This is a genomic window from Pseudomonas sp. YuFO8 (assembly GCF_035065025.1).
In the GTDB taxonomy this organism is placed as follows: domain Bacteria; phylum Pseudomonadota; class Gammaproteobacteria; order Pseudomonadales; family Pseudomonadaceae; genus Aquipseudomonas; species Aquipseudomonas putida_AE.
The window spans coordinates 23,793-43,929 of the sequence record NZ_JAXDEQ010000036.1 but is presented as its reverse complement, the minus strand read 5'-3'; the positions used below and the strand labels follow the sequence as shown (position 1 = coordinate 43,929).

At 61.0% G+C, this 20,137-nt stretch carries 22 protein-coding genes; 10 read left to right on the top strand and 12 right to left on the bottom strand.

The features are described 5' to 3' along the window. Positions 1 to 111: 111 nt before the first annotated feature. Entirely contained in the window at positions 112 to 678 is a 567-nt protein-coding gene (locus SOP95_RS24785) for an NAD(P)H nitroreductase (protein ID WP_274074819.1), read from the top strand. Positions 679 to 760: 82 nt separating this feature from the next. Here SOP95_RS24785 and SOP95_RS24780 read toward each other — a convergent pair whose 3' ends face one another. The 6 genes from SOP95_RS24780 to SOP95_RS24755 form a co-directional block, all read right to left on the bottom strand. After that, positions 761 to 2,098, bottom strand: coding sequence for a sensor histidine kinase (locus SOP95_RS24780; protein ID WP_323608660.1), 1,338 nt, complete (start codon positions 2,096 to 2,098; stop codon positions 761 to 763). Between the two features lie 178 nt (positions 2,099 to 2,276). Then, positions 2,277 to 2,726, bottom strand: coding sequence for an LTXXQ domain protein (locus tag SOP95_RS24775; RefSeq protein ID WP_274074821.1), 450 nt, complete (start codon positions 2,724 to 2,726; stop codon positions 2,277 to 2,279). A 229-nt stretch (positions 2,727 to 2,955) separates the two neighbouring features. Further along, positions 2,956 to 3,633 (bottom strand): response regulator transcription factor, encoded by a 678-nt coding sequence (locus SOP95_RS24770; RefSeq protein WP_274074822.1) that lies wholly within the window; start codon positions 3,631 to 3,633, stop codon positions 2,956 to 2,958. 7 nt (positions 3,634 to 3,640) lie between these two features. Further along, on the bottom strand, positions 3,641 to 4,054 hold the full coding sequence (locus tag SOP95_RS24765) for a translation initiation factor 2 (protein ID WP_323608659.1): 414 nt from the start codon (positions 4,052 to 4,054) through the stop codon (positions 3,641 to 3,643). A gap of 110 nt (positions 4,055 to 4,164) precedes the next feature. After that, complete coding sequence (locus SOP95_RS24760) at positions 4,165 to 4,464, bottom strand: YciI family protein (RefSeq protein ID WP_007984134.1); 300 nt, start codon at positions 4,462 to 4,464, stop codon at positions 4,165 to 4,167. Between the two features lies 1 nt (position 4,465). Further along, positions 4,466 to 5,062, bottom strand: coding sequence for a septation protein A (locus tag SOP95_RS24755; RefSeq protein ID WP_008055521.1), 597 nt, complete (start codon positions 5,060 to 5,062; stop codon positions 4,466 to 4,468). A gap of 87 nt (positions 5,063 to 5,149) precedes the next feature. Here SOP95_RS24755 and SOP95_RS24750 point away from each other — a divergent pair, with 87 nt between their 5' ends. From SOP95_RS24750 to arfB, 7 genes are all read left to right on the top strand, one after another. Next, positions 5,150 to 6,013 carry a PHP domain-containing protein gene (locus tag SOP95_RS24750; RefSeq protein WP_274074824.1) on the top strand — a complete coding sequence of 288 codons (864 nt, stop codon included), beginning with the start codon at positions 5,150 to 5,152 and terminating at the stop codon, positions 6,011 to 6,013. A gap of 13 nt (positions 6,014 to 6,026) precedes the next feature. Then, positions 6,027 to 6,656: an L-threonylcarbamoyladenylate synthase gene (locus tag SOP95_RS24745; RefSeq protein WP_046816873.1), complete on the top strand. Its 630-nt coding sequence runs from the start codon at positions 6,027 to 6,029 to the stop codon at positions 6,654 to 6,656. 120 nt (positions 6,657 to 6,776) lie between these two features. Next, positions 6,777 to 7,475, top strand: coding sequence for a segregation and condensation protein A (locus SOP95_RS24740; protein ID WP_178134427.1), 699 nt, complete (start codon positions 6,777 to 6,779; stop codon positions 7,473 to 7,475). An 11-nt stretch (positions 7,476 to 7,486) separates the two neighbouring features. After that, a complete protein-coding gene (gene scpB, locus SOP95_RS24735) occupies positions 7,487 to 8,440 on the top strand; it encodes an SMC-Scp complex subunit ScpB (RefSeq protein ID WP_323608657.1) in 954 nt (317 codons plus the stop codon). A 182-nt stretch (positions 8,441 to 8,622) separates the two neighbouring features. After that, the gene (rluB, locus tag SOP95_RS24730) at positions 8,623 to 9,834 is read left to right on the top strand and encodes a 23S rRNA pseudouridine(2605) synthase RluB (RefSeq protein ID WP_274074826.1); all 1,212 of its coding nucleotides are present in this window, start codon (positions 8,623 to 8,625) and stop codon (positions 9,832 to 9,834) included. An 853-nt stretch (positions 9,835 to 10,687) separates the two neighbouring features. Continuing rightward, a complete protein-coding gene (locus SOP95_RS24725) occupies positions 10,688 to 12,100 on the top strand; it encodes an amino acid permease (protein WP_323608656.1) in 1,413 nt (470 codons plus the stop codon). 214 nt (positions 12,101 to 12,314) lie between these two features. Then, complete coding sequence (arfB, locus tag SOP95_RS24720; RefSeq protein WP_008055510.1) at positions 12,315 to 12,728, top strand: alternative ribosome rescue aminoacyl-tRNA hydrolase ArfB; 414 nt, start codon at positions 12,315 to 12,317, stop codon at positions 12,726 to 12,728. On the opposite strand, the gene SOP95_RS24715 is transcribed toward arfB, so the two are convergent. The 6 genes from SOP95_RS24715 to phhA all read right to left on the bottom strand — a co-directional run bounded on the left by SOP95_RS24715 (position 12,725) and on the right by phhA (position 17,122). Next, positions 12,725 to 13,924, bottom strand: a complete 1,200-nt coding sequence (locus tag SOP95_RS24715; RefSeq protein WP_274074828.1) for an MFS transporter — start codon at positions 13,922 to 13,924, stop codon at positions 12,725 to 12,727. The two genes, arfB and SOP95_RS24715, sit on opposite strands and share 4 nt — an antisense overlap. Positions 13,925 to 14,024: 100 nt before the next feature. After that, positions 14,025 to 14,210 (bottom strand): hypothetical protein, encoded by a 186-nt coding sequence (locus SOP95_RS24710; RefSeq protein WP_274074829.1) that lies wholly within the window; start codon positions 14,208 to 14,210, stop codon positions 14,025 to 14,027. 73 nt (positions 14,211 to 14,283) lie between these two features. Next, on the bottom strand, positions 14,284 to 14,415 hold the full coding sequence (locus SOP95_RS24705; protein ID WP_015096286.1) for a hypothetical protein: 132 nt from the start codon (positions 14,413 to 14,415) through the stop codon (positions 14,284 to 14,286). Between the two features lie 260 nt (positions 14,416 to 14,675). After that, positions 14,676 to 15,869, bottom strand: a complete 1,194-nt coding sequence (locus tag SOP95_RS24700) for an amino acid aminotransferase (protein WP_442967765.1) — start codon at positions 15,867 to 15,869, stop codon at positions 14,676 to 14,678. Next, positions 15,869 to 16,225 carry a 4a-hydroxytetrahydrobiopterin dehydratase gene (locus SOP95_RS24695; RefSeq protein WP_274074830.1) on the bottom strand — a complete coding sequence of 119 codons (357 nt, stop codon included), beginning with the start codon at positions 16,223 to 16,225 and terminating at the stop codon, positions 15,869 to 15,871. Before SOP95_RS24695 ends, SOP95_RS24700 begins: the two co-directional genes overlap by 1 nt. Before the next feature lie 105 nt (positions 16,226 to 16,330). After that, positions 16,331 to 17,122, bottom strand: a complete 792-nt coding sequence (gene phhA, locus SOP95_RS24690; RefSeq protein WP_274074831.1) for a phenylalanine 4-monooxygenase — start codon at positions 17,120 to 17,122, stop codon at positions 16,331 to 16,333. Between the two features lie 370 nt (positions 17,123 to 17,492). Between phhA and SOP95_RS24685 the strand changes: the two genes are divergently transcribed. After that, positions 17,493 to 19,052, top strand: coding sequence for a sigma-54-dependent transcriptional regulator (locus SOP95_RS24685; RefSeq protein ID WP_323608654.1), 1,560 nt, complete (start codon positions 17,493 to 17,495; stop codon positions 19,050 to 19,052). A 316-nt stretch (positions 19,053 to 19,368) separates the two neighbouring features. Beyond that, positions 19,369 to 20,109 (top strand): flagellar basal body rod protein FlgF, encoded by a 741-nt coding sequence (locus SOP95_RS24680; protein ID WP_274074833.1) that lies wholly within the window; start codon positions 19,369 to 19,371, stop codon positions 20,107 to 20,109. The last annotated feature ends 28 nt before the right edge of the window (positions 20,110 to 20,137 follow it).

Sequence of the window (20,137 nt, the reverse complement as noted above, 5' to 3'; positions counted from 1 at the left end):
CTCGGCTGAAGTAAGGAGGGCGCCATTCTACCTGCGGGGCGGGGCATGTAAACCGCACTGCCTCAGTAGTTACAGCTAGAATAGCCGCACATTTTTTTCTGGAGGTGGCCGATGCAGGCTCTCGACGTTTTGCTCAACCGTGTTTCCGTGCCGCGCCTGATCGAGCCGGCACCTACCCAGGCGCAACGCGAAGTGCTGTTTGCCGCAGCCATGCGCGCCCCGGATCACGGCCACTTGCAGCCTTGGCGCTTCCTGACGGTCGAAGGCGCGGCGCGTGAGCAAATGGGCGAGTTGCTGGCCGAAGCGGCAAAGCTGCAGGACGCTGAAGTCGCTGAAGCGGCCATCGACAAGGCGCGTAATGGACCGCTGCGGGCACCGCTGGTGGTCGTGGTGATTGCGCGGGTGCAGGAGCACGTCAAATATCCGAAGTCCGAACAGTTGCTGGCCGCGGGTTGTGCGGCCCACGGGATTTTGCTCGCGGCCTATGCGCAGGGTATCGGCGCGGTATGGCGCACCGGTGACCTGGCCTATTCGTCCCATGTGGCCAAGGGGTTGGGACTGGCGGAAGGGGAGGAGGTGATTGCCTTCCTGTACCTCGGCACGCCGCAAAAAGAACCGCGGGTGGCGGAGAAGGTTGATCTGGCCGAATTTGTCAGTGCCTGGCCCGGTAAAGCCTGAAGATCAAAAGATCGCAGCCTGCGGCAGCTCCTACAGTGTTACATCCGTAGGAGCTGTCGAGTGAAACGAGGCTGCGATCTTTTCAGGTCACCGCCCCCGGCACCAAAGGAAATTCCAGACTGGCAATAAATCCACCCTCAGGGTGATTGGCCAGCATCAGGCTTCCGCCATGGCGTTCCGCCGCACGGCGCGCAATCGCCAGTCCCAGGCCGTGCCCGGCTGCCGTCTGCCCGGGCGCGCGATAGAAGGGCTCGCCCAGCTGGCGCAAATGTTCAGCTTCCGCCCCCGGCCCATGGTCACGCACGGTCACCACGATCCGCTCCCCCTGGCGCAAGGCCTGCATTTCAATCGGCAGGCCGCCCGCCGGGTTGAAGCGCTGGGCGTTGCGCAGCAGGTTGTCCACGGCGCGCTCGATCATCGTCGGCCAACCCTTGAGGGTCAGCTGCGACTCGGCTTCCAGGTGCACGAGCTGATCGGGTGAACCCAGCTGTGCATCTTTTTGCAAGGTCGTGAGCAGGGCGTTGAGATCCACTTCTTCGGCACTGGCGTTATCGGCATCGACCCGCGCCAGCACGAGGATTTCGCTGATCAAGGCTTCGAGGCGGTCGCATTCGCGGGTGAGCCGCGGCCAGAGTTTTTCCCGCTCTTCAGGGCTGGCCCGTTCGGCCAATGCCAGCGCAATGCGCAGCCGGGCAAGCGGGGACCGCAGTTCGTGAGACACATCGCGCAGCAGTTGCCGTTGACTGCCGATCAGGCTTTGCAGGCGCGCGCCCATGCGGTTGAAGTCGTTGGCCAGCACGCCGAATTCGTCGCGGCGGTTGGCCAGCTTGACCAGGCTGTTCTGTTGGTAGGTGGTTTGTCCCAGGTCATGCACCGCGCCGCGTAAACGGCTGAGCGGGCGGGTGATGGAGAAGGTCACCAGCAGGCTGAACAGGGTCAGTACCACCAGGGCGATCCCCAGCGCACTCAACGGCCAGAGCAGGCTTTCGCGGTGCCAGGCGTCGAGTTCCGGGTGAGGGATGCGGTAGATGAACAGGTAGGTGTCACCACTTTTGTCGCTGGTGAACTCATCGGTCAGGCGCCGCCATGGCAGGCGGCGGTCGTCGTTGTTCTGCCGCGCCTCAAAGGCAGCCGCACGCCGTGGGAAGGTGCCGCGCACCACCGGGTCACCGCTCTCGTTGAGTACCTGGACGTCGATGTGATATTGGCGCTTGCGCTGTTGCAGAATGTCCTGGGCTGCGTCTTCGCCCTGGGTTTCGTAGGTTTGCGTCCATTGTTCGGCCAGGGTGTTGAGGCCCGGATGGCGACTGAGAATCCACGCGTCCTGATTGAGCATGTGCCCGAGCAGAATGGAGAGCCCTGCAACCAGGGCGATGGCCAGCCAGAAGCTGGCCAGGACCCGCCAGAACAATGAGCGCACAGAAAATCCTCGAACAGACCTGTAGGAGCGAGCTTGCTCGCGATAAACGACTAGACAACACGGGCTACCTGATGCCGCGCGTTATCGTTGACGTCCATCGCGAGCAAGCTCGCTCCTACAGTAGATCAAAAGCAATGAGGCCCAACGGTGGTTAACCGTTGGGCCGGGGGTTAGCACATTATTGCGCTTTTTGCGCCTGCTGCGCTTTCCAGGCCTTGAACTCTGCCCATTCCGCGCGACGTTCAGCCTGTTTTTTCTGGATTTCGTCGAATTTCTTCTGTTGATCCGGCTTCAACAAGGCACGCACATCGGCTTCGGCTTTCTTGTGGTTGGCAGCCATTTCATCTTTCATGGCTTTCTGGTCGGCTGGCGAGAGTTTTTCCAGGTACTTGTCGACCACTTGCTTACGCTCGTGCATCTGCTCGCCCATGATCTTGCGGATCTGCTCGCGCTGCTCGCGGCTCAGGTCCAGTTGGCTGTACGGGCCTTTACCGTGCATGCCGTGCATCTGACCGCCGTGGCGCGAACCGTCCATCGGGCCATCCATCGGGCCTGCGCCTTCAGGCATGGCCATGGCAACGGTCGGCAGGGCGGTGGCGAACATCAGAGCGATAAGAGTCTTGCGCATGGTGAATCTCCTTGTCTCATTCCCGGTACGTTCCGGATGAGTTCAGATTACGCAGATCAAGGTCAGCGGCGGTCAGCGGTACGTAAAGCTTGGGTAAAGATGGTTTTGCGCCGACCTGACAAAAACAACCCTTGTAGGAGCTGGCTTGCCAGCGAAGGCGTCCGAAAGAACGACGCATTATTCAAGGACGCCTTCGCCGGCAAGCCGGCTCCTGCAAGGGAGCGTAGGTTTAGAGGCTGTAGTAATAGCCGCGGCTGCGCAGGGCCACGATGCGCGGGCGGCCATCGGGATGCGGGCCGATTTTTTTGCGCAGGTTGCTCACGTGCATGTCGAGGCTGCGGTCGTACAGGGTCAGCTTGCGGCCGAGGGCGATTTGCGCCAGTTCCTGTTTGTCCAGCGGCTCGCCGGGCTGCTTGAGCAGGGCTTCGAGCAGGCGGCTTTCGGAAACTGTAAGCGTGAACTCCTGTTCATCGATGCTGACCACGCCGCGCACCGGGCTGAAACACAGGTCGCCCAGCTCCATCTGGCTGGATGCCGGCGCCGGATGGCTGCGGCGCAACACGGCGCGCAGACGGGCTGTCAGTTCCCGTGGGTCGCAAGGTTTGGCCAGGTAGTCGTCGGCACCGAGCTCCAGGCCGAGGATACGGTCCAGGGGTTCGCCGCGGGCGGACAGCATCAGCACCGGCAAGTCCGGGTGATCGCTGCGCAGTTGCTTGAGCAGTTCCAGGCCACTGCCGTCCGGCAACATCACGTCCAGCACCACGGCCGCCGGGGAGGTTTCGGCCAGTGCGCGACGGGCGCTCTGGCCATCGTGACAGGCGCGCACCTGAAACCCTTCCTGGCTCAGCCAGCTGCTCAGGAGCTCGCACAGCTCCTGGTCATCATCAATTAGTAACAGCTCGCTCATGAATCACTCAATTTAGCCATTGTCGACGTTTTCGACTCGCACCACTGGCGAAGATACCGCAGAGCAGGGCCAATAGCGCCACCCCGGCGCCAACGACGAACCACTGTTGCTGATCGGTCAGCAAGCGCGGGATCGTATTGCCGGCCTGGACTTCCCGAAGTTGCAGCTTGAGTCGCTGATTCTCCTGGCGCAACCGGACCAGCTGGACGCTTTCGCGTTCGCCATCGGCATTGTTCAATTGTTTGCCCAGTTCTTCTCGTTGCCGCTCGCTTTCCTTCAAGCGTTGCTGCAGTTCGTTGATCTGGCTGCCGGCGCTCAAGGACAGCGGCGTGGAGTTCGCGCCCTCGGCGGCTTCTTCACCGTGGGCGGGCGCCACGATCGACAACGTGACCAACATCAGACACAACGGACCTTTGCGCATCGCGACTCCTGATTCCAATACGGATATTGGGGAGTTTGTCGGCAGGCAAACGAGAATAATGAGCGATTGAGAACGCGATGAACCGATAAGGTTCACCGCGCCAAGAGACGTTACGGCAGGACTTGCTTGAAAGGCTTGACCAGGACGTTGGCGTAGACGCCGGCGGCGATGTACGGATCGGCGTCGGCCCAGGCCTGTGCGGCGCTCAGGGAGTCGAATTCGGCGACGATCAGGCTGCCGGTGAAACCCGCTGCCCCTGGATCATTGCTGTCGACCGCCGGATGTGGGCCGGCCAATACGATGCGACCTTCGCCTTTGAGCACCTGCAGGCGCTCAAGGTGTGCAGGCCGGGCGGCCAGGCGGGCTTCCAGGGAGTTGGCGACGTCTGTGGCAATGATTGCGTAAAGCATGTCAGTCCTCGGTTTTCGGCGTTGTGGTATCGGCGTCGTGCAGGTGGCGGGACAGGTAGATGCCCTGGCCGACCAGGAACAGCAAAGTCATGCCCAGGCTGCCGAAGACCTTGAAGTCGACCCAGTAGCTCTGGAACGTGAACGCGACGAACAGGTTGGCGGCACCGCAAAACAGGAAAAACGCGATCCAGGCGATGTTCAGGCGCGTCCAGACCGGCTCCGGCAGGCTCAGCGCGTGGCCCATGATGCGCTTGATCAGCAGTTGGTCACCGATGAAGTGGCTGCCGATGAACGCCAGGGCGAACAACCAGTTGACCACCGGAGCTTTCCATTTCAGGAAGGTCTCGCTGTGGAAGGCCAGGGTCAGGCTGCCGAAGACCAGGCAGGCGATGAGGGTCAGCCACTGGCTCTTCTCCAGCTTGCGCTGCTTGATGAACAGCGTGCCGTAGACCACCAGGGAGCTGATGATCAGCATCGCGGTGGCGCTGTAGATGCCGCCTACAGTGACCTCGTGGCCGGCAATGTCGACGACCCGTGGATCGATCTTGAAGACGATGAAAAACAGCAGGAGCGGGATGAAATCGATGAATTGTTTCACAGTGGCAGCCAGAAGCAGGATGTGGCGGCATAATAACAAACATATGGGCGCGCGATAGCGCCAGCTGATTTGAGGTTACAAAGCCCTGTGAATGTTGATTTGCACTGCCATAGCACGGCCTCCGATGGCGCCCTGGCGCCTGCGATCCTGGTTGCGCGAGCGTTCGAGAAAGGCGTGCGAGTCCTGGCCTTGACCGATCACGACACCCTCGAAGGCCTCGACGAGGCCCGCTGTGCAGCGAATGCGCTGGGGATGCAACTGGTCAATGGCGTCGAATTGTCCTGCACCTGGGGCGGCGCGACCATTCACGTGCTGGGCTACGGTTTCGATGTCAATGCCGCGCCTTTGGTCGAGGCGATTGCCAAGTTGCGCGACGGCCGCTGGCTACGATCCGAGGAAATCAGCCGCAAACTGGCGTTGAAAGGCATGCCGGGAGCCCTCGAAGGCGCCCGTGAAGTCCAGCAGGCCCTGGGCGACAGCGGTAACGCGCCGGCCCGCCCGCACTTCGCCGACTGGATGGTGCGCGAAGGTTTCGTCAAGGATCGCGCCGAAGCGTTCCGCAAATGGCTGGGTGCCGGCAAGCTGGGCGACGTCAAGCAACACTGGCCAACCCTGGAAGAAACCGTCGAAACCCTGCGCGCGGCCAAGGCGTGGGTCAGTCTGGCTCACCCCTGGCACTACGAATTCACTCGCAGCAAGCGTCGCCGCCTGATTGCCGACTATATTCAAGCAGGGGGCCACGCGATCGAAGTGGTCAATGGCCATCAGCCTGCCGAGCAAGTAGGCAGCCTGGCTATTCTGGCCCGCGAGTTCGGTCTGCTGGTCAGCGCCGGCAGTGATTTTCATGGCCCTGGAGGCTGGTCCGAGATCGGTGAGTATCGCCCGCTTCCGGAGGATCTGCCACCACTGTGGTGTCGATTCAAACATGACCCAAATATTGCCGTCGTCTGAACAGGTAGAGAATGTGAGTCAATTTTTCCAGATTCATCCGGAAAACCCGCAAGCGCGCCTGATCAAGCAGGCTGTCGAGATCATTCGCAAGGGCGGGGTGGTGATCTATCCCACGGACTCCTCCTACGCCATCGGTTGCCAGATCGGCGACAAGGTCGCCGTGGAGCGCGTACGCCGACTGCGCCAGCTCGACGAAAAGCACAACTTTGCGCTGATCTGCAGCGATCTGTCACAACTGGGGCTGTTCGCCAAGATCGACACGGGCACCTTCCGCATTCTCAAGGCTCACCTTCCAGGGCCCTACACTTTTATCCTCAACGCCACCCGTGAAGTCCCGCGCCTGCTGTTGCATCCGAAAAAACGCACCATCGGCCTGCGGGTGCCGAGCCACCCGATTGCCCTGGCGCTGCTCGAAGAGCTTGGCGAACCGCTGATGAGCGTGACGCTGATCATGCCCGGCGACGAGGATCCATTGACCGATCCTTACGAAATGCGCCAGTTGCTCGAGCATCAGGTCGACCTGATCATCGATGGCGGTTTCGGCGGGATCAAGGCTTCTACGGTGATCAACCTCGCCGATGGCGAGCCGGAAGTGATCCGCGTCGGTTGTGGCGACCCTGCGCCGTTCATGGTCGAGGCCTAGATGTCCGCAGTTGAACCCGTTGACAGTCAGGCTGGGGCCCAACAAGAGCTGCCTTTCGCCATGGTCTATGGCCAGGCGGTCATGGAAATGCCGCTGGACCTGTACATCCCGCCGGATGCGCTGGAGGTCTTTCTCGAAGCCTTCGAAGGCCCCCTCGACCTGCTCCTGTACCTGATCCGCAAACAGAACATCAACATCCTCGACATCCCGGTGGCGGAAATCACCCGTCAGTACATGGGGTATGTCGAGTTGATGCAGTCGGTGCGCCTGGAACTGGCCGCCGAATACCTGGTGATGGCCGCGATGCTGGCCGAGATCAAGTCGCGGATGCTGCTGCCGCGGGCTGAAACCGTCGAGGACGAGGAAGAAGACCCGCGCGCCGAACTGATCCGTCGCTTGCAGGAGTACGAGCGTTTCAAGGCCGCCGCCGAAGGCATCGATGGCCTGAGCCGGGTCGGTCGCGACGTGGTGGTGCCCAAGCTCGATGCCCCGGAAGCCAGGGCGCGCAAACTGTTGCCGGATGTGCGCTTGTCCGAGATTTTGCTGTCCATGGCCGAGGTGCTTCGCCGTGGCGACATGTTCGAAAGCCACCAGGTCAGCCGCGAAGCACTGTCCACCCGCGAACGCATGAGCGATGTGCTGGAACGGCTCAAGGGCGGCGGTTTCGTACCGTTCGTCGAGCTGTTCACCGCCGAGGAAGGGCGCCTGGGGGTTGTCGTGACCTTCATGGCAATTCTCGAGCTGGTCAAGGAATCCTTGGTCGAGCTGGTGCAGAATGAGCCGTTCGCCGCGATCCACGTCCGAGCACGAGCCGAATAACGAGTCCAATCATGAACCTGAGTGAACCCCGCGAGCTGGCGCCACTGCTCGAAGCCTTTCTGTTGGCCTCTGGAAAACCGCAATCGCTGGAGCGCCTGTTCGAGCTCTTCGAAGAGGGAGAGCGCCCGGAACCGGCGGTCTTCAAGAAAGCCCTGACCATCCTGGGCAAGTCCTGTGATGGCCGCGCCTACGAGTTGAAGGAGGTTGCTTCCGGCTATCGCCTGCAAATCCGTGAAAAGTTTTCGCCGTGGGTCGGGCGCTTATGGGAAGAGCGGCCGCAGCGCTACTCGCGGGCCATGCTCGAAACCATTGCCTTGATCGCCTATCGCCAGCCGATCACCCGAGGCGAGATCGAGGATGTGCGGGGCGTGGCGGTCAACAGCCAGATCGTCAAGACGTTGATGGAGCGCGAGTGGATCCGCATCGTCGGCTACCGCGATGTGCCGGGCAAGCCGGCGATGTTCGCCACCACCAAGGCGTTTCTCGATCATTTCAACCTGAAGAACCTCGATGACCTGCCGCCGCTGGCCGAGGTGCGCGAACTGGAGCCGGACCCGGTGCTCGATTTCGACGACGCGCCAGTACCTGCAGGGCTGCAAGAACTGGCCGACGCCAGCGCCGAGCCGGAAGAGCCTAAGGAAGAGACCAGTTTCCATACGCTGTTGCTGGAGCTGGACAGCATGGAGGAGGGGATCAAGACCGACTTCGACGATTTGTTGCGTGATGGTGAGTTGCCGGGGATTGATCCGGAGCAGCCTGACATCGAAACGGAACAGGTTGAACCCGAAGCTGAGCCCGAGCAGGAAGACGACATCCTCGGCGTTGCCGAAGCCCGCGAAAAACTCCTGGCCGCCGTCGCTGCCCTGGAGCAGCCAAAGCCCGAGCCGGAGCTATCCGACGAAGAAGCCGAAGCCTTGGCCCTCGCCGAAGCCATCGAAGCCGAACGCCGCGAATTCGACGACTGACACAGTTCCAATGTGGGGGAAAGTGTTCACAATGGATCACCGGCCGGCGGAAAAGCCAATAACCTTGCATTCATCAGCTAGTCTCTGATGCGCAAACGCCCGCATGCGCGTATGATTCGCGACCCTTCGGCGATCCCTTCGCCCAAGTACCCAGTTTTCAGAACACACCGGGAGGTGCCCAGATGAGTATCAAAGACCAGAAAGACGACCAGGAAATCGGCCCAGCAGGCGAAAAACTGCAGAAGGTCCTCGCCCGTATCGGCGTCGGCTCGCGCCGTGACGTGGAAGCCTGGATCAGCCACGGCCGGATCAAGGTCAACGGCAAAGACGCCACCCTTGGCCAGCGCGTCGACATGCACGACGCCATCACCATCGACGGCAAGGTCATCAAGCGTGAAGAGGCCGCCGAGTCGGTCCGCCGCGTGATCATGTACAACAAGCCCGATGGCGAAATCTGCACCCGCGTCGACCCGGAAGGCCGTCCGACCGTGTTCGACAAGATGCCAAAGCCGAAAGAAGGCCGCTGGATCAACATCGGTCGCCTCGACATCAACACCACCGGCCTGCTGATGTTCACCACCGACGGTGAGCTGGCCAACCGCCTGATGCACCCTTCCTACGAAATGGACCGTGAATACGCGGTGCGTGTGCGTGGCGAAGTCGATGACGAGATGATCGAGCGCCTGAAAGCTGGCGTGGTCCTCGAAGACGGCCCGGCCAAATTCACCGACATCAAGCAGGCGCCGGGCGGCGAAGGTTTCAACCACTGGTACCACTGCGTGGTGATGGAAGGTCGTAACCGCGAAGTACGTCGCCTGTGGGAATCCCAGGGCCTGGTGGTCAGCCGTCTGAAGCGCGTGCGTTTCGGTCCGGTGTTCCTCAACTCGGACCTGCCGATGGGCCGCTGGCGCGAAATGAGCCAGTACGAAGTCGACATCCTCAGTGCCGAGGTCGGCCTGACGCCGGTCGCGATGCCGCAGATGAACGCCAAGAGCAAAGACAAGCTTGACCGGATGCAGCGTAAATCGTCGCGTCCAATGGCCAAGACCGAGCGCGTACGGACCCTGCGTCCAGCCACCGCCGCACCTGCAGCGCCACGTGCCAGCCGCGAGCCGCAGATCGAAGGCGAGCGCCCGGCGCGCAAGCCGGCTGCTCGTCAGGACGGTGAACGCGGTCCACGCACGCCGCGTCCGGCCAATGGCCGCACCGAGCGTGGCGAAGGCCGTGGTACGCCGGTGGCTGATCGTCCGGCCGACACCAAGCGTCCGGCCAAGCCGGCGCCGAAGCGTCCGGGGATCAAGCTGGTCGACGGTGATGCGCCGTCGGGCAAGCGCCGTGGCGCACCGGCCGGTTCCGGTCAGCGTCCGGGGTTTGGTCGTCGCAAGCCTGAGTAATCGAAAAGCGCTTCATGAAAAACGCCAGCCTTCGGGTTGGCGTTTTTTTTGTGCCTGGTTTTAGCCCTGTAGCGTTTTTGAGGACGCTTTCGCGAGCAAGCCCGCTCCCACAGGTGACCGAGTCGGCACAGATAAATGCGATCCACTGTGGGAGCGGGCTTGCTCGCGAAAGCGCCAGTCGCTGCACCAGTGATTCCGAAGTGGAAAGTCAAAATGACAGGCTGTAAAGATTTCATGACGAAATCCCCGTATTAACCCCATGAAATCGCCTTTCACGTAATGCCGTAAAAAAATTCTTACGCTCAATTCGCTCAAGTCCTTCCCCCAGCCCTCTAGCCCGCTTGTTTCCCGCCCCCATGCAAGGTGTTATGCGCGCCATGCCTGTCGTGCAGGTGCATAACAAAAAGGAGGCGCAATGAACGCCGCAATCCGTTTCCAGCTCCCATCGCGGGTCGGTTTTTCCACCGTCCCGGTCCATGACCCGCAAAGGTCTGACCTCCTTTTTGCAGTCGCCCGATCCCATCGAGGCGGACACATGCAATCCCGGCTACCGACACGCTGATCCAGCGGGGTCTGGCAACAGGGGGTTACCGGTGTACAATGCGCCGCGTTTTACCTGTGACCTCCTGCGCAAATGCGCAAACCTCAAGGCTATCCGCCTTGTTCACTCCGCCGCGCCACAAGCGCGTCGGGTTCGATTTCGTCACAGATAAAAACAAACAGGTGACGCATGACCGTTGTAAATACGCTGAACTCCTGGTGCCTGCGCTGGGGTTTGATCGGCGCTGCTTAACGTCTGTCTTGAGCAGCAACGCCTTCTGAACATCATCAAACCTTGCGTGAGACCCTTTTCATGAGTGGACAAAACTCGCATTCAGGCGAGCTGAAACGCGGCCTGAAAAATCGCCACATTCAATTGATTGCCCTCGGTGGCGCGATTGGTACCGGTCTGTTCCTCGGCTCGGCCGGGGTACTGAAATCCGCCGGCCCGTCGATGATCCTCGGCTACGCCATCTGCGGTTTCATCGCCTTCATGATCATGCGCCAGCTGGGTGAAATGATCGTCGAAGACCCGGTGGCCGGCTCCTTCAGCCACTTCGCGCACAAGTACTGGGGCGGCTTTGCCGGTTTCCTGTCGGGCTGGAACTGCTGGATCCTGTACATTCTGGTCGGCATGTCGGAGCTGACGGCGGTCGGCAAATACATCCACTACTGGGCGCCGGACATCCCGACCTGGGCCTCCGCAGCGGCGTTCTTCGTGCTGATCAACGCGGTCAACCTGGCCAACGTCAAAGTCTTTGGCGAGGCCGAGTTCTGGTTCGCGATCATCAAGGTCGTCGCGATCGTCGGCATGATTGCCCTGGGCAGCTACCTGCTGGTCAGCGGCAATGGCGGCCCGCAAGCGGCGGTCAGCAACCTGTGGTCCCACGGCGGCTTCTTCCCGAATGGGATCAGCGGCCTGGTGATGGCCATGGCGTTCATCATGTTTTCCTTCGGTGGCCTGGAAATGCTCGGTTTCACCGCAGCTGAAGCCGACAAGCCGAAGACCGTGATCCCGAAAGCGATCAACCAGGTGATCTACCGGATCCTGATTTTCTACATCGGTGCGCTGGTGATCCTACTGTCGCTGACCCCGTGGGACAGCTTGCTGGCCACCCTGAACGCCTCCGGTGATTCCTACAGCGGCAGCCCGTTCGTGCAAGTGTTCTCGATGCTGGGCAGCAACACCGCTGCGCACATCCTCAACTTCGTGGTCCTGACCGCGGCCTTGTCGGTGTACAACAGCGGCACCTACTGCAACAGCCGCATGCTGCTGGGCATGGCCGAGCAGGGCGATGCGCCGAGAGCATTGGCGAAGATCGACAAGCGCGGCGTGCCGGTGCGTTCGATCCTGGCCTCGGCCGCCGTGACCCTGATCGCGGTGCTGCTGAACTACCTGATCCCGCACAGCGCGCTGGAACTGCTGATGTCGCTGGTGGTGGCCACCCTGGTGATCAACTGGGCGATGATCAGCTACTCGCACTTCAAGTTCCGCCAGCACATGAACGCGACCAAACAGACGCCGCTGTTCAAGGCCTTTTGGTACCCGTACGGCAACTACATCTGCCTGGCGTTCGTGTTGTTCATCCTCGGCGTGATGTTGTTGATTCCGGGGATCCAGACTTCGGTGTACGCGATTCCGGTGTGGCTCGTGTTCATGTGGGTCTGCTACGGCATCAAGAACAAGCGCAGCGCACAGCGCGCCTTGCAGCCAGCGGTGGAATAACTGCACACAGAAACATCAAACCCGGCCATGTGCCGGGTTTTTTATAAGCGCTGCAAAAACCTGTGGGAGCGTGGCTTGCCCGCGATGAACGATAACGCGGTGCCCCTGATAAACCGTGGCGCCTGAATCGCGGGCAAGCCACGCTCCCACAAGGTCCGCATTCCTTCAATCTATTCGCGGTATCCTGAACACTCTCGAATACGGACGCTTTTCCATGCTGGTGATTTCCAACAACGTGCATCTGCCGGATGCCGAGATCGAATTGACGGCGATTCGCGCCCAGGGTGCGGGAGGGCAGAACGTCAACAAGGTCTCCAGCGCGGTGCACCTGCGCTTTGACATTCCGGCTTCGTCCTTGCCCGAGTTCTACAAGGAGCGGCTGTTGGCGCTGCGCGACAGTCGCATCACCAGCGAAGGCGTGTTGATCATCAAGGCCCAGCAATACCGGACCCAGGAGCAGAACCGCGCCGATGCGCTGGAGCGTCTGGTCGAGTTGATCCAGAGCGCCACCAAGGTCGAAAAGAAACGCAGGCCGACCAAGCCGACCCTCGGTTCCAAGACCCGTCGGCTCGAGTCCAAGAGCAAGCGCGGCAACATCAAGGCCGGGCGCGGCAAGGTCGACTTCTAGCGTGAATCCCGCGCCTGGCGTTGCTTCGGTGCCTGCCGGTACAGGTAAACGCTCAACGCCAGGCCGCTCAAGGCGGCGAGGGCGGCGAACAGGAAGATCGAGGCAAAGCCGAAGCCCGCCGCAACCGCACCAGCCAACGGCCCGGTGATCCCCAGCGACAAGTCGATGAACAGCGAATAGGCGCCAACCGCCGCCCCGCGGCTGGAGGCCGGCACCAGGTTGACCGCTTCGACACCCAGCGCCGGAAACACCAGCGAGAAACCGAAACCGCTCAAGGCTGCGCCCGCCAACGCCCAATGCGCATCGGGTGCCAGCCACAGCAGCAACAGGCCCAGGGTTTCCACCGACAGGCAGGCAATCGCCACGCGAAAACCGCCGAGGCGATTGATCAGGTTGCCGAACAGCAGGCGTGCACCGATGAAACTCGCGCCGAACAGGCTCAGGCACAGCACGGCGTTGTCCCAGTGTTGGGTGGCGTAGTACAGGGTGATGAAGGTGGCAATGGTGCCAAAGCCGATCGAGCCCAGTGCGAGGCCGCAACCGTGGGGCAGGACCCGGCCAAGCACGTGCATGAATGGCAGTCGTTCACCGACCACAATGGGCGCGGCGGTTTTCGGCCAGGCCAGCAGCAGGCCAAGCAGCGCCAGCAGGACAATGCTCACGCCCATGCTCCACAAGCCCAGCTGCTTGACCAGCAACACGCCCAAGGGCGCACCCACGGCCAATGCGCCGTAACTGGCGATGCCGTTCCAGGAGATGACCTTGGCGGTGTTCGCTGCGCCGACCCGGCCGATGCCCCAACCAATGGAGCCTGAGCCCACCAGGCTTTCGGCGCTGCCGAGCACCAGGCGGCCGATCAGCAGGCTGATCAGGCTGAGCATCGGCAGGCTTTGGGTCCAGGCCGAGATCAGCATGAACACGCCGCTCAGGCCACAGCCGGCCAGGCCATACATGACCGCCAGCTTGCTGCCCTTGTTGTCGATGATTTTCCCGGCGTAGGGGCGGCTGAGCAGGGTGGCGAGGTACTGCACGCTGATCACCAGCCCGGCGATCACCGCACCAAAACCCAAGTCGCTATGGACATAGCCCGGCAGTACCGCCAAGGGAATGCCGATATTGAGGTAGCCGATGAAGGTAAACAGGACGATGGAAACGACTTGCAGCGTGACCGCCAGGGGGCGCTGGTTTTCAGACATGGGTAAAGGTCCACGGGAAAGCAGGATAGATAGGCTGCTTATGATAGCGGCGCGAGCGGCCGCGGGTCGTGGAAAAAGTAAAACTATTTGCCGGGCGGGATCAATCAGGCTTGGCAGGTGCGACCAGTTGCGTGGTGACCAGGGCGGCCAGTGCGTTTTCTTCGCTGCCGAAGCGGGCGAGCAAAGCGGCCTGTTTCTCGGGGGAGAGGCGATTCCAGATTTCGATCATTTTCTCGGCGGTGCCGATCAGGAGGCTGGCCTGGGTTTCGTCGAATTCGTCGGTCATGGGCGGGGTCACTGTTCAGGCGGTGTGGAAAGCGCATGTTAGCGCTTTCCACACAGTCTGTACGGCGGGTGTTTCAGTCTTCGCTGTCTGCCTGGCGGCGGTCAGTGGCTTCTTTCGGCTCGGGCTGTTGGGCACCGGCTTGTTGCGTGGTCGTCTGCTCAGGTACGTGCAGGCTTGGGAAGGGGAGATTAGGAATCTCGTGCATGGTCGCGCTCCTCGCTAAGTCTGTTGATAGATCTGGTAGATCCGCGCTTTCAAAAAAGCCTGGGCAGGATACAGGAGTAGAAATGACAAACAGACTTTTATATCCATTTGTTTCGACGAATGGGGTTGTCTAGACAGGTCTGGAAGATCAACACAAAACAAATGTGGGAGCTAGCCTGCTGGCGATAGCGGAGTGTCATTCAGCGGTGATGTTGAATGATAGACCGCTATCGCCAGCAGGCTGGCTCTCACAGTAGGGGTTTACTTGCAGATGGTGGCGATCGCCTCGGCCAGCAAATCCAGGCGCGTAGCATCAATGCCGGCAACGTTCGCCCGACCCGAACTGACCATGTACACGCTATGGTTATCCCGCAGCGCTTTCACTTGCTCAGGCGACAACCCGGTGTAGGAAAACATCCCGCGCTGCACACCAATGTGCGCAAAGCGCTCACGCAAACCGTAAGCCTCCAGCGCTTCGAGCAAACCGCTGCGCAGTTGCGCAATACGCAAGCGCATGGTTTCCACTTCGTCGGCCCAGAGGTTTTTCAGTTCCGGGTCGCCGAGGATGGTCGCCACCACGGCAGCGCCGTGATCCGGCGGCGTCGACCACAGGTTACGGGCGATGTGGGCCAGTTGGCTGCGGATGTCGGTCAGCTTGTCGGCGGATTTCGCACAGACAATCAGCGCGCCGGTGCGGTCGCGGTACAGGCCGAAGTTCTTCGAGCAGGAGCTGGTGATCAAGACTTCCGGCAACTCGGCGGCGAACAGTCGGGTGGACCAGGCGTCTTGCTCCAGGCCGTCACCGAAGCCCTGGTAGGCGAAATCGATCAGCGGCAGCAACTCGCGCCGGCGCACCACGTCGAGCACCCGGCGCCAGTCGTCATGGGACAGATCGAAGCCGGTCGGGTTGTGGCAGCAGGCGTGCAGCAGCACCACGTCGCCCTTGGGGGCTTGCTCGAGCGCGGCGAGCATGGCGTCGACGTCGAGACGGTTGTCACTGCCCACGTAAGGGTAATGGCTGACCTTGACCTTGGCCGCGGCGAAAATGGTTTCGTGGATCGGCCAGGTCGGATTGCTCAGCCAGACGCCACGGCCCGGCAGGCACTGGGCGATGAAGTCAGCGCTCAAGCGCAACGCACCAGTGCCGCCCGGGGTCTGGGTGGCGCCGGCGCGTTGTTCGCTGAGCAGCGTCGAGTCGGCGCCGAGCACCAACTCACTGATGACCTTGCCGAAAGCCGCGTCGCCGTGACCGCCGATGTAGGTCTTGGTGGTCTGGCGATCCACCAGGCGCGCTTCGGCCAGCTTCACCGCCTGGGGAATGGTGGTCAGGCCCTGGGCGTCTTTGTAGACACCCACGCCGAGGTCGAATTTGCGCGGGTTGGGGTCCTGCGCATACGCCTCCATCAGACCGAGGATCGGGTCGCCGGGCACCCGGCCGATGGCGTCGAAATGCATTATTTGCGGCCCTCGGCGTCCTTGGCAACGATGTCCGTGCGCGCGGCCATGATGAAGTCGTTGCGGTGCAGGCCCTTGATCGAGTGGCTCCACCAGGTCACGGTGACTTTGCCCCACTCGGTCAGCAGGCCAGGGTGATGACCTTCGGCCTCGGAGATTTCACCGACGGCGTTGGTGAACGCCAGGGCGTGCTTGAAGTTCTTGAACAGGAAAACCTTTTCCAGCTGCATGATGCTGTCGCGAACTTCGATGTTCCAGTCCGGGATCTGCTTGATCAGGACTGGCAGTTCTTCATCGCTGACCTGTGGGGCGTCGGCGCGGCAGGCTTCGCAGTGGGCTTGGTTCAATGTGGACATGATGGATTCCTGAAATCGGGATAAAGGGAAATCGACCGTCAATAACACCACGCTAAAGCAAAGCGTCGGTTCCTGACAGACTCACTTGATCGAAAAAGCGGCGGTTCAGGCCGCTTTGGGTTTCGGTGGAAATTTCGGAGCATGCAGACCCATCTGCATCGCTTGCTGGACCATGCCCATGATGTCTTCGTGGGCCAGGTCGAACAGGCGCTTGAGGTTCGGCAGAACGAAATACAGCGGTTGCAGGATGTCGATGCGGTAAGGCGTGCGCATGCATTCCAGCGGATCGAATGCCTGATGCTCAGGCTCGTCCGACAGGCAATACACGGTTTCTTTCGGTGAAGACAGGATGCCGCCGCCGTAAATGCGCTGGCCTTGCGGGGTGTCGACCAGGCCGAACTCGATGGTCATCCAGTACAGGCGCGCCAGGTACACGCGCTCTTCCTTGGATGCCTTGAGGCCGAGTTTGCCGTAGGTGTGGGTGAATTCAGCGAACCAGGGGTTGGTCAGCAGCGGGCAGTGGCCGAAAATCTCGTGGAAAATGTCCGGCTCTTGCAGGTAATCCAGCTCTTCGCGGGTACGAATGAAGGTGGCCACCGGAAACTGCTTGCTGGCGAGCAATTCAAAAAAGGTCTGGAAGGGGATCAGCGCCGGCACGCGGGCAACTTGCCAGCCGGTGGTTTCACCGAGGACCTTGTTGATCTCGCCCAGTTGCGGAATGCGGTCGTGGGGCAGACCGAGTTTTTCGATGCCGTCCAGGTATTCCTGGCACGCACGCCCTTCGATCACTTTCAGTTGGCGAGTGATCAGCGTGTTCCACACCGCGTGTTCTTCGGCGGTGTAGTCGATAAAACCATGCGCATCGGGCTCGCGAGCCACGTATTGCGTCTGCTTCATGCTGCTCTCCTGCTAGGGGATTCGTTCTTGTTATGTACTGCTATGGACCTAGGAATACCCCATCAATTGCAGCGCTGCAGCAGGTGAGCGGCGTCCTGCGCGGGAAAATCCCTGGATTATCGTAAAGTTTTCGTTACGTATTGGCCGTCATCGCGTAAATGTTGAGATTGGCGGGTGGGAAAAGCCCTACATCTGTCACATAATCTTGACGACTATCTGAGCGCCTGATCAGAAAAGTCGGGCGCTAACCCTGTGGGAGCCAGCCTGCTGGCGATAGCGGCGTGTCATTCGACAACAATATCGCCTGATGCGACGCCATCGCCAGCAGGCTGGCTCCCACAGGTCAATCATCGTTTATCAGGTCTTTTACATGCGTATCAAAGTCCACTGCCAGAACCGCATCGGCATCCTGCGCGACATCCTCAACCTGTTGGTCGAGTACGGTATCAACGTCGCCCGCGGTGAAGTGGGTGGCGAGCATGGCAATGCCATCTACCTGCACTGTCCGAACCTGATCAACATTCAGTTCCAGGCACTGCGTCCGAAATTCGAGGCGATTGCCGGGGTTTTTGGCGTCAAGCGTGTAGGGCTAATGCCCAGTGAGCGTCGGCACATGGAGCTCAATGCGTTGCTCGGCGCCCTGGAGTTTCCGGTGCTGTCGATCGACATGGGCGGTTCCATCGTCGCGGCCAATCGCGCGGCGGCGCAGTTGCTGGGTGTGCGGGTAGATGAGGTGCCGGGGATTCCCCTGTCGCGTTATGCCGAGGATTTCGATTTGCCGGAGCTGGTGCGCGCCAACAAATCGCGGATCAACGGACTGCGGGTCAAGGTCAAGGGCGATGTGTTCCTGGCCGACATCGCGCCCCTGCAATCGGAGCATGACGACAGCGAAGCCATGGCCGGGGCGGTGCTGACCCTGCATCGCGCCGACCGGGTGGGCGAGCGCATCTATAACGTACGCAAGCAGGAGTTGCGCGGCTTCGACAGCATCTTTCAAAGCTCGAAGGTGATGGCGGCGGTGGTGCGCGAAGCCCGGCGCATGGCCCCGCTCGATGCGCCACTATTGATAGAAGGCGAAACCGGTACCGGTAAAGAACTGTTGGCGCGCGCCTGCCATCTGGCCAGCCCGCGCGGGCAATCGCCGCTGATGGCGCTCAATTGCGCCGGTCTGCCGGAATCCATGGCCGAGACCGAGCTGTTCGGCTATGGCCCTGGCGCCTTCGAGGGCGCCCGGGCCGAGGGTAAGCTCGGGCTGTTGGAGCTGACGGCGGGCGGTACGCTGTTTCTCGATGGTGTCGGGGAAATGAGCCCGCGCCTGCAGGTGAAATTGCTGCGCTTCCTGCAGGATGGCTGCTTCCGTCGCGTAGGCAGCGATGAAGAGGTGTACCTCGATGTGCGGGTGATCTGCGCGACCCAGGTCGACCTGTCCGAACTCTGTGCCCGTGGGGAGTTTCGCCAGGACCTGTATCACCGATTGAACGTGCTGTCGTTGCACATCCCGCCGCTGCGCGAATGCCTGGACGGCTTGACGCCGCTGGTGGAGCACTTCCTCGATCAGGCCAGCCGGCAGATCGGTTGCCCGCTGCCCAAGCTCGCGCCAGCGGCCATGGACCGGCTCAGTCATTACCATTGGCCGGGCAACGTTCGGCAGTTGGAAAACGTGCTGTTCCAGGCGGTATCCCTGTGTGATGGCGGAACGGTCAAGGCCGAGCATATTCGCCTGCCGGACTATGGAGTGCGTCAGCCACTTGGCGATTTTTCGTTGGAAGGCGGGCTGGACGAGATTGTCGGGCGCTTTGAGAAGGCGGTGTTGGAGCGATTGTATTCCGAGCATCCGAGTAGTCGGCAGCTGGGCAAGCGGTTGGGGGTTTCGCATACCACCATTGCCAACAAGTTGCGGGACTATGAGTTAGGCAAGACGGAGTCTTAGCTGATTGTTGTAGTGACGGTGCTGGCACCTTCGCGGGCAAGCCCGCTCCTACAGATCTGTGGCGTTCACTAAACCTGTAGGAGCGGGCTTGCCCGCGAACGCGTCAGCAATGCTGGTAACCAGGCTAAGCCTTGCCACTTACCGGCATGACACCGCCGGTTTTTCGTCTCTGATACAAAACCAAAAGTCCAACTCAATCCTTCAGCCCCCCGTATTTATTGGTTCTGTCCTGCCAAAACCAACTTGGTCTGCAAATTGCTTATGCCACCTCAGAACAGCATCGGGCGGCAAACGTCCGGCAGGCAGAGGAAAGCGTGTGGACAAGTACCTTTATGTGGCAATGACCGGCGCCAGCCAGAATGCGCTGGCGCAAAAGGCCCATGCCAACAACCTGGCGAACATCTCTACCAGCGGCTTCCAGAAAGACCTGGAGCAGGCCCGCTCGATGCCGGTGTTCGGTGACAGCTTTCCGGCGCGAGCGTTTGCCCTGTCCGAACGCCCGGCCACCGACTTTTCCCCAGGCTCGCTGGTACAGACCGGCCGCGACCTCGATGTTGCCGTGCAAGGCAACGGCTGGCTGGCGGTGCAGAACCCTGATGGCGGCGAAAGCTACGTGCGTACCGGCAGCCTGGTGGTGGATGCGCTGGGTGTGCTGCGGGCAGGCAACGGCATGCCGGTGATCGGCAATGGCGGACCGATTGCCGTGCCGCCCGAGCAGCAGATCGAAGTGGGCGAGGACGGCACCATCAGCATTCGCGCGATGGGCGAAGGCCCGCGTGTCATGGCCGAAGTCGACCGCATCAAGCTGGTCAACCCGGACATCAAGAACATGACCAAGGGCCTGGACGGTTCGATTCACACCAAGGACGGCCAGCCAGCGCAAGCCGATGCCAACGTCAAGCTGGTCTCCGGTTTCCTCGAGTCGAGCAACGTCAATGCAGTGGACGAGATGACTCAGGTACTGGCCCTGTCGAAGCAGTTCGAGCTGCACATCAAGATGATGAACACCGCCAAAGAAGACGACCAGGCCATGGCTCGGGTCTTGCAGATCAGCTAATTACCAGAACGTCGCGCCGTAAAACAGG

Coding starts and splice junctions, on each gene's coding strand:
- SOP95_RS24760 (WP_007984134.1), bottom strand. CDS start 4,464: ATGCTTTACGCAATCATTGCCACAGACGTCGCCAACTCCCTGGAAGCC.
- SOP95_RS24775 (WP_274074821.1), bottom strand. CDS start 2,726: ATGCGCAAGACTCTTATCGCTCTGATGTTCGCCACCGCCCTGCCGACC.
- SOP95_RS24700 (WP_442967765.1), bottom strand. CDS start 15,869: ATGCATTTCGACGCCATCGGCCGGGTGCCCGGCGACCCGATCCTCGGT.
- SOP95_RS24685 (WP_323608654.1), top strand. CDS start 17,493: ATGCGTATCAAAGTCCACTGCCAGAACCGCATCGGCATCCTGCGCGAC.
- SOP95_RS24715 (WP_274074828.1), bottom strand. CDS start 13,924: ATGTCTGAAAACCAGCGCCCCCTGGCGGTCACGCTGCAAGTCGTTTCC.
- SOP95_RS24705 (WP_015096286.1), bottom strand. CDS start 14,415: ATGCACGAGATTCCTAATCTCCCCTTCCCAAGCCTGCACGTACCTGAG.
- rluB (WP_274074826.1), top strand. CDS start 8,623: ATGAGTATCAAAGACCAGAAAGACGACCAGGAAATCGGCCCAGCAGGC.
- SOP95_RS24785 (WP_274074819.1), top strand. CDS start 112: ATGCAGGCTCTCGACGTTTTGCTCAACCGTGTTTCCGTGCCGCGCCTG.
- scpB (WP_323608657.1), top strand. CDS start 7,487: ATGAACCTGAGTGAACCCCGCGAGCTGGCGCCACTGCTCGAAGCCTTT.
- SOP95_RS24770 (WP_274074822.1), bottom strand. CDS start 3,633: ATGAGCGAGCTGTTACTAATTGATGATGACCAGGAGCTGTGCGAGCTC.
- arfB (WP_008055510.1), top strand. CDS start 12,315: ATGCTGGTGATTTCCAACAACGTGCATCTGCCGGATGCCGAGATCGAA.
- SOP95_RS24725 (WP_323608656.1), top strand. CDS start 10,688: ATGAGTGGACAAAACTCGCATTCAGGCGAGCTGAAACGCGGCCTGAAA.
- SOP95_RS24765 (WP_323608659.1), bottom strand. CDS start 4,054: ATGCGCAAAGGTCCGTTGTGTCTGATGTTGGTCACGTTGTCGATCGTG.
- phhA (WP_274074831.1), bottom strand. CDS start 17,122: ATGAAGCAGACGCAATACGTGGCTCGCGAGCCCGATGCGCATGGTTTT.
- SOP95_RS24695 (WP_274074830.1), bottom strand. CDS start 16,225: ATGTCCACATTGAACCAAGCCCACTGCGAAGCCTGCCGCGCCGACGCC.
- SOP95_RS24710 (WP_274074829.1), bottom strand. CDS start 14,210: ATGACCGACGAATTCGACGAAACCCAGGCCAGCCTCCTGATCGGCACC.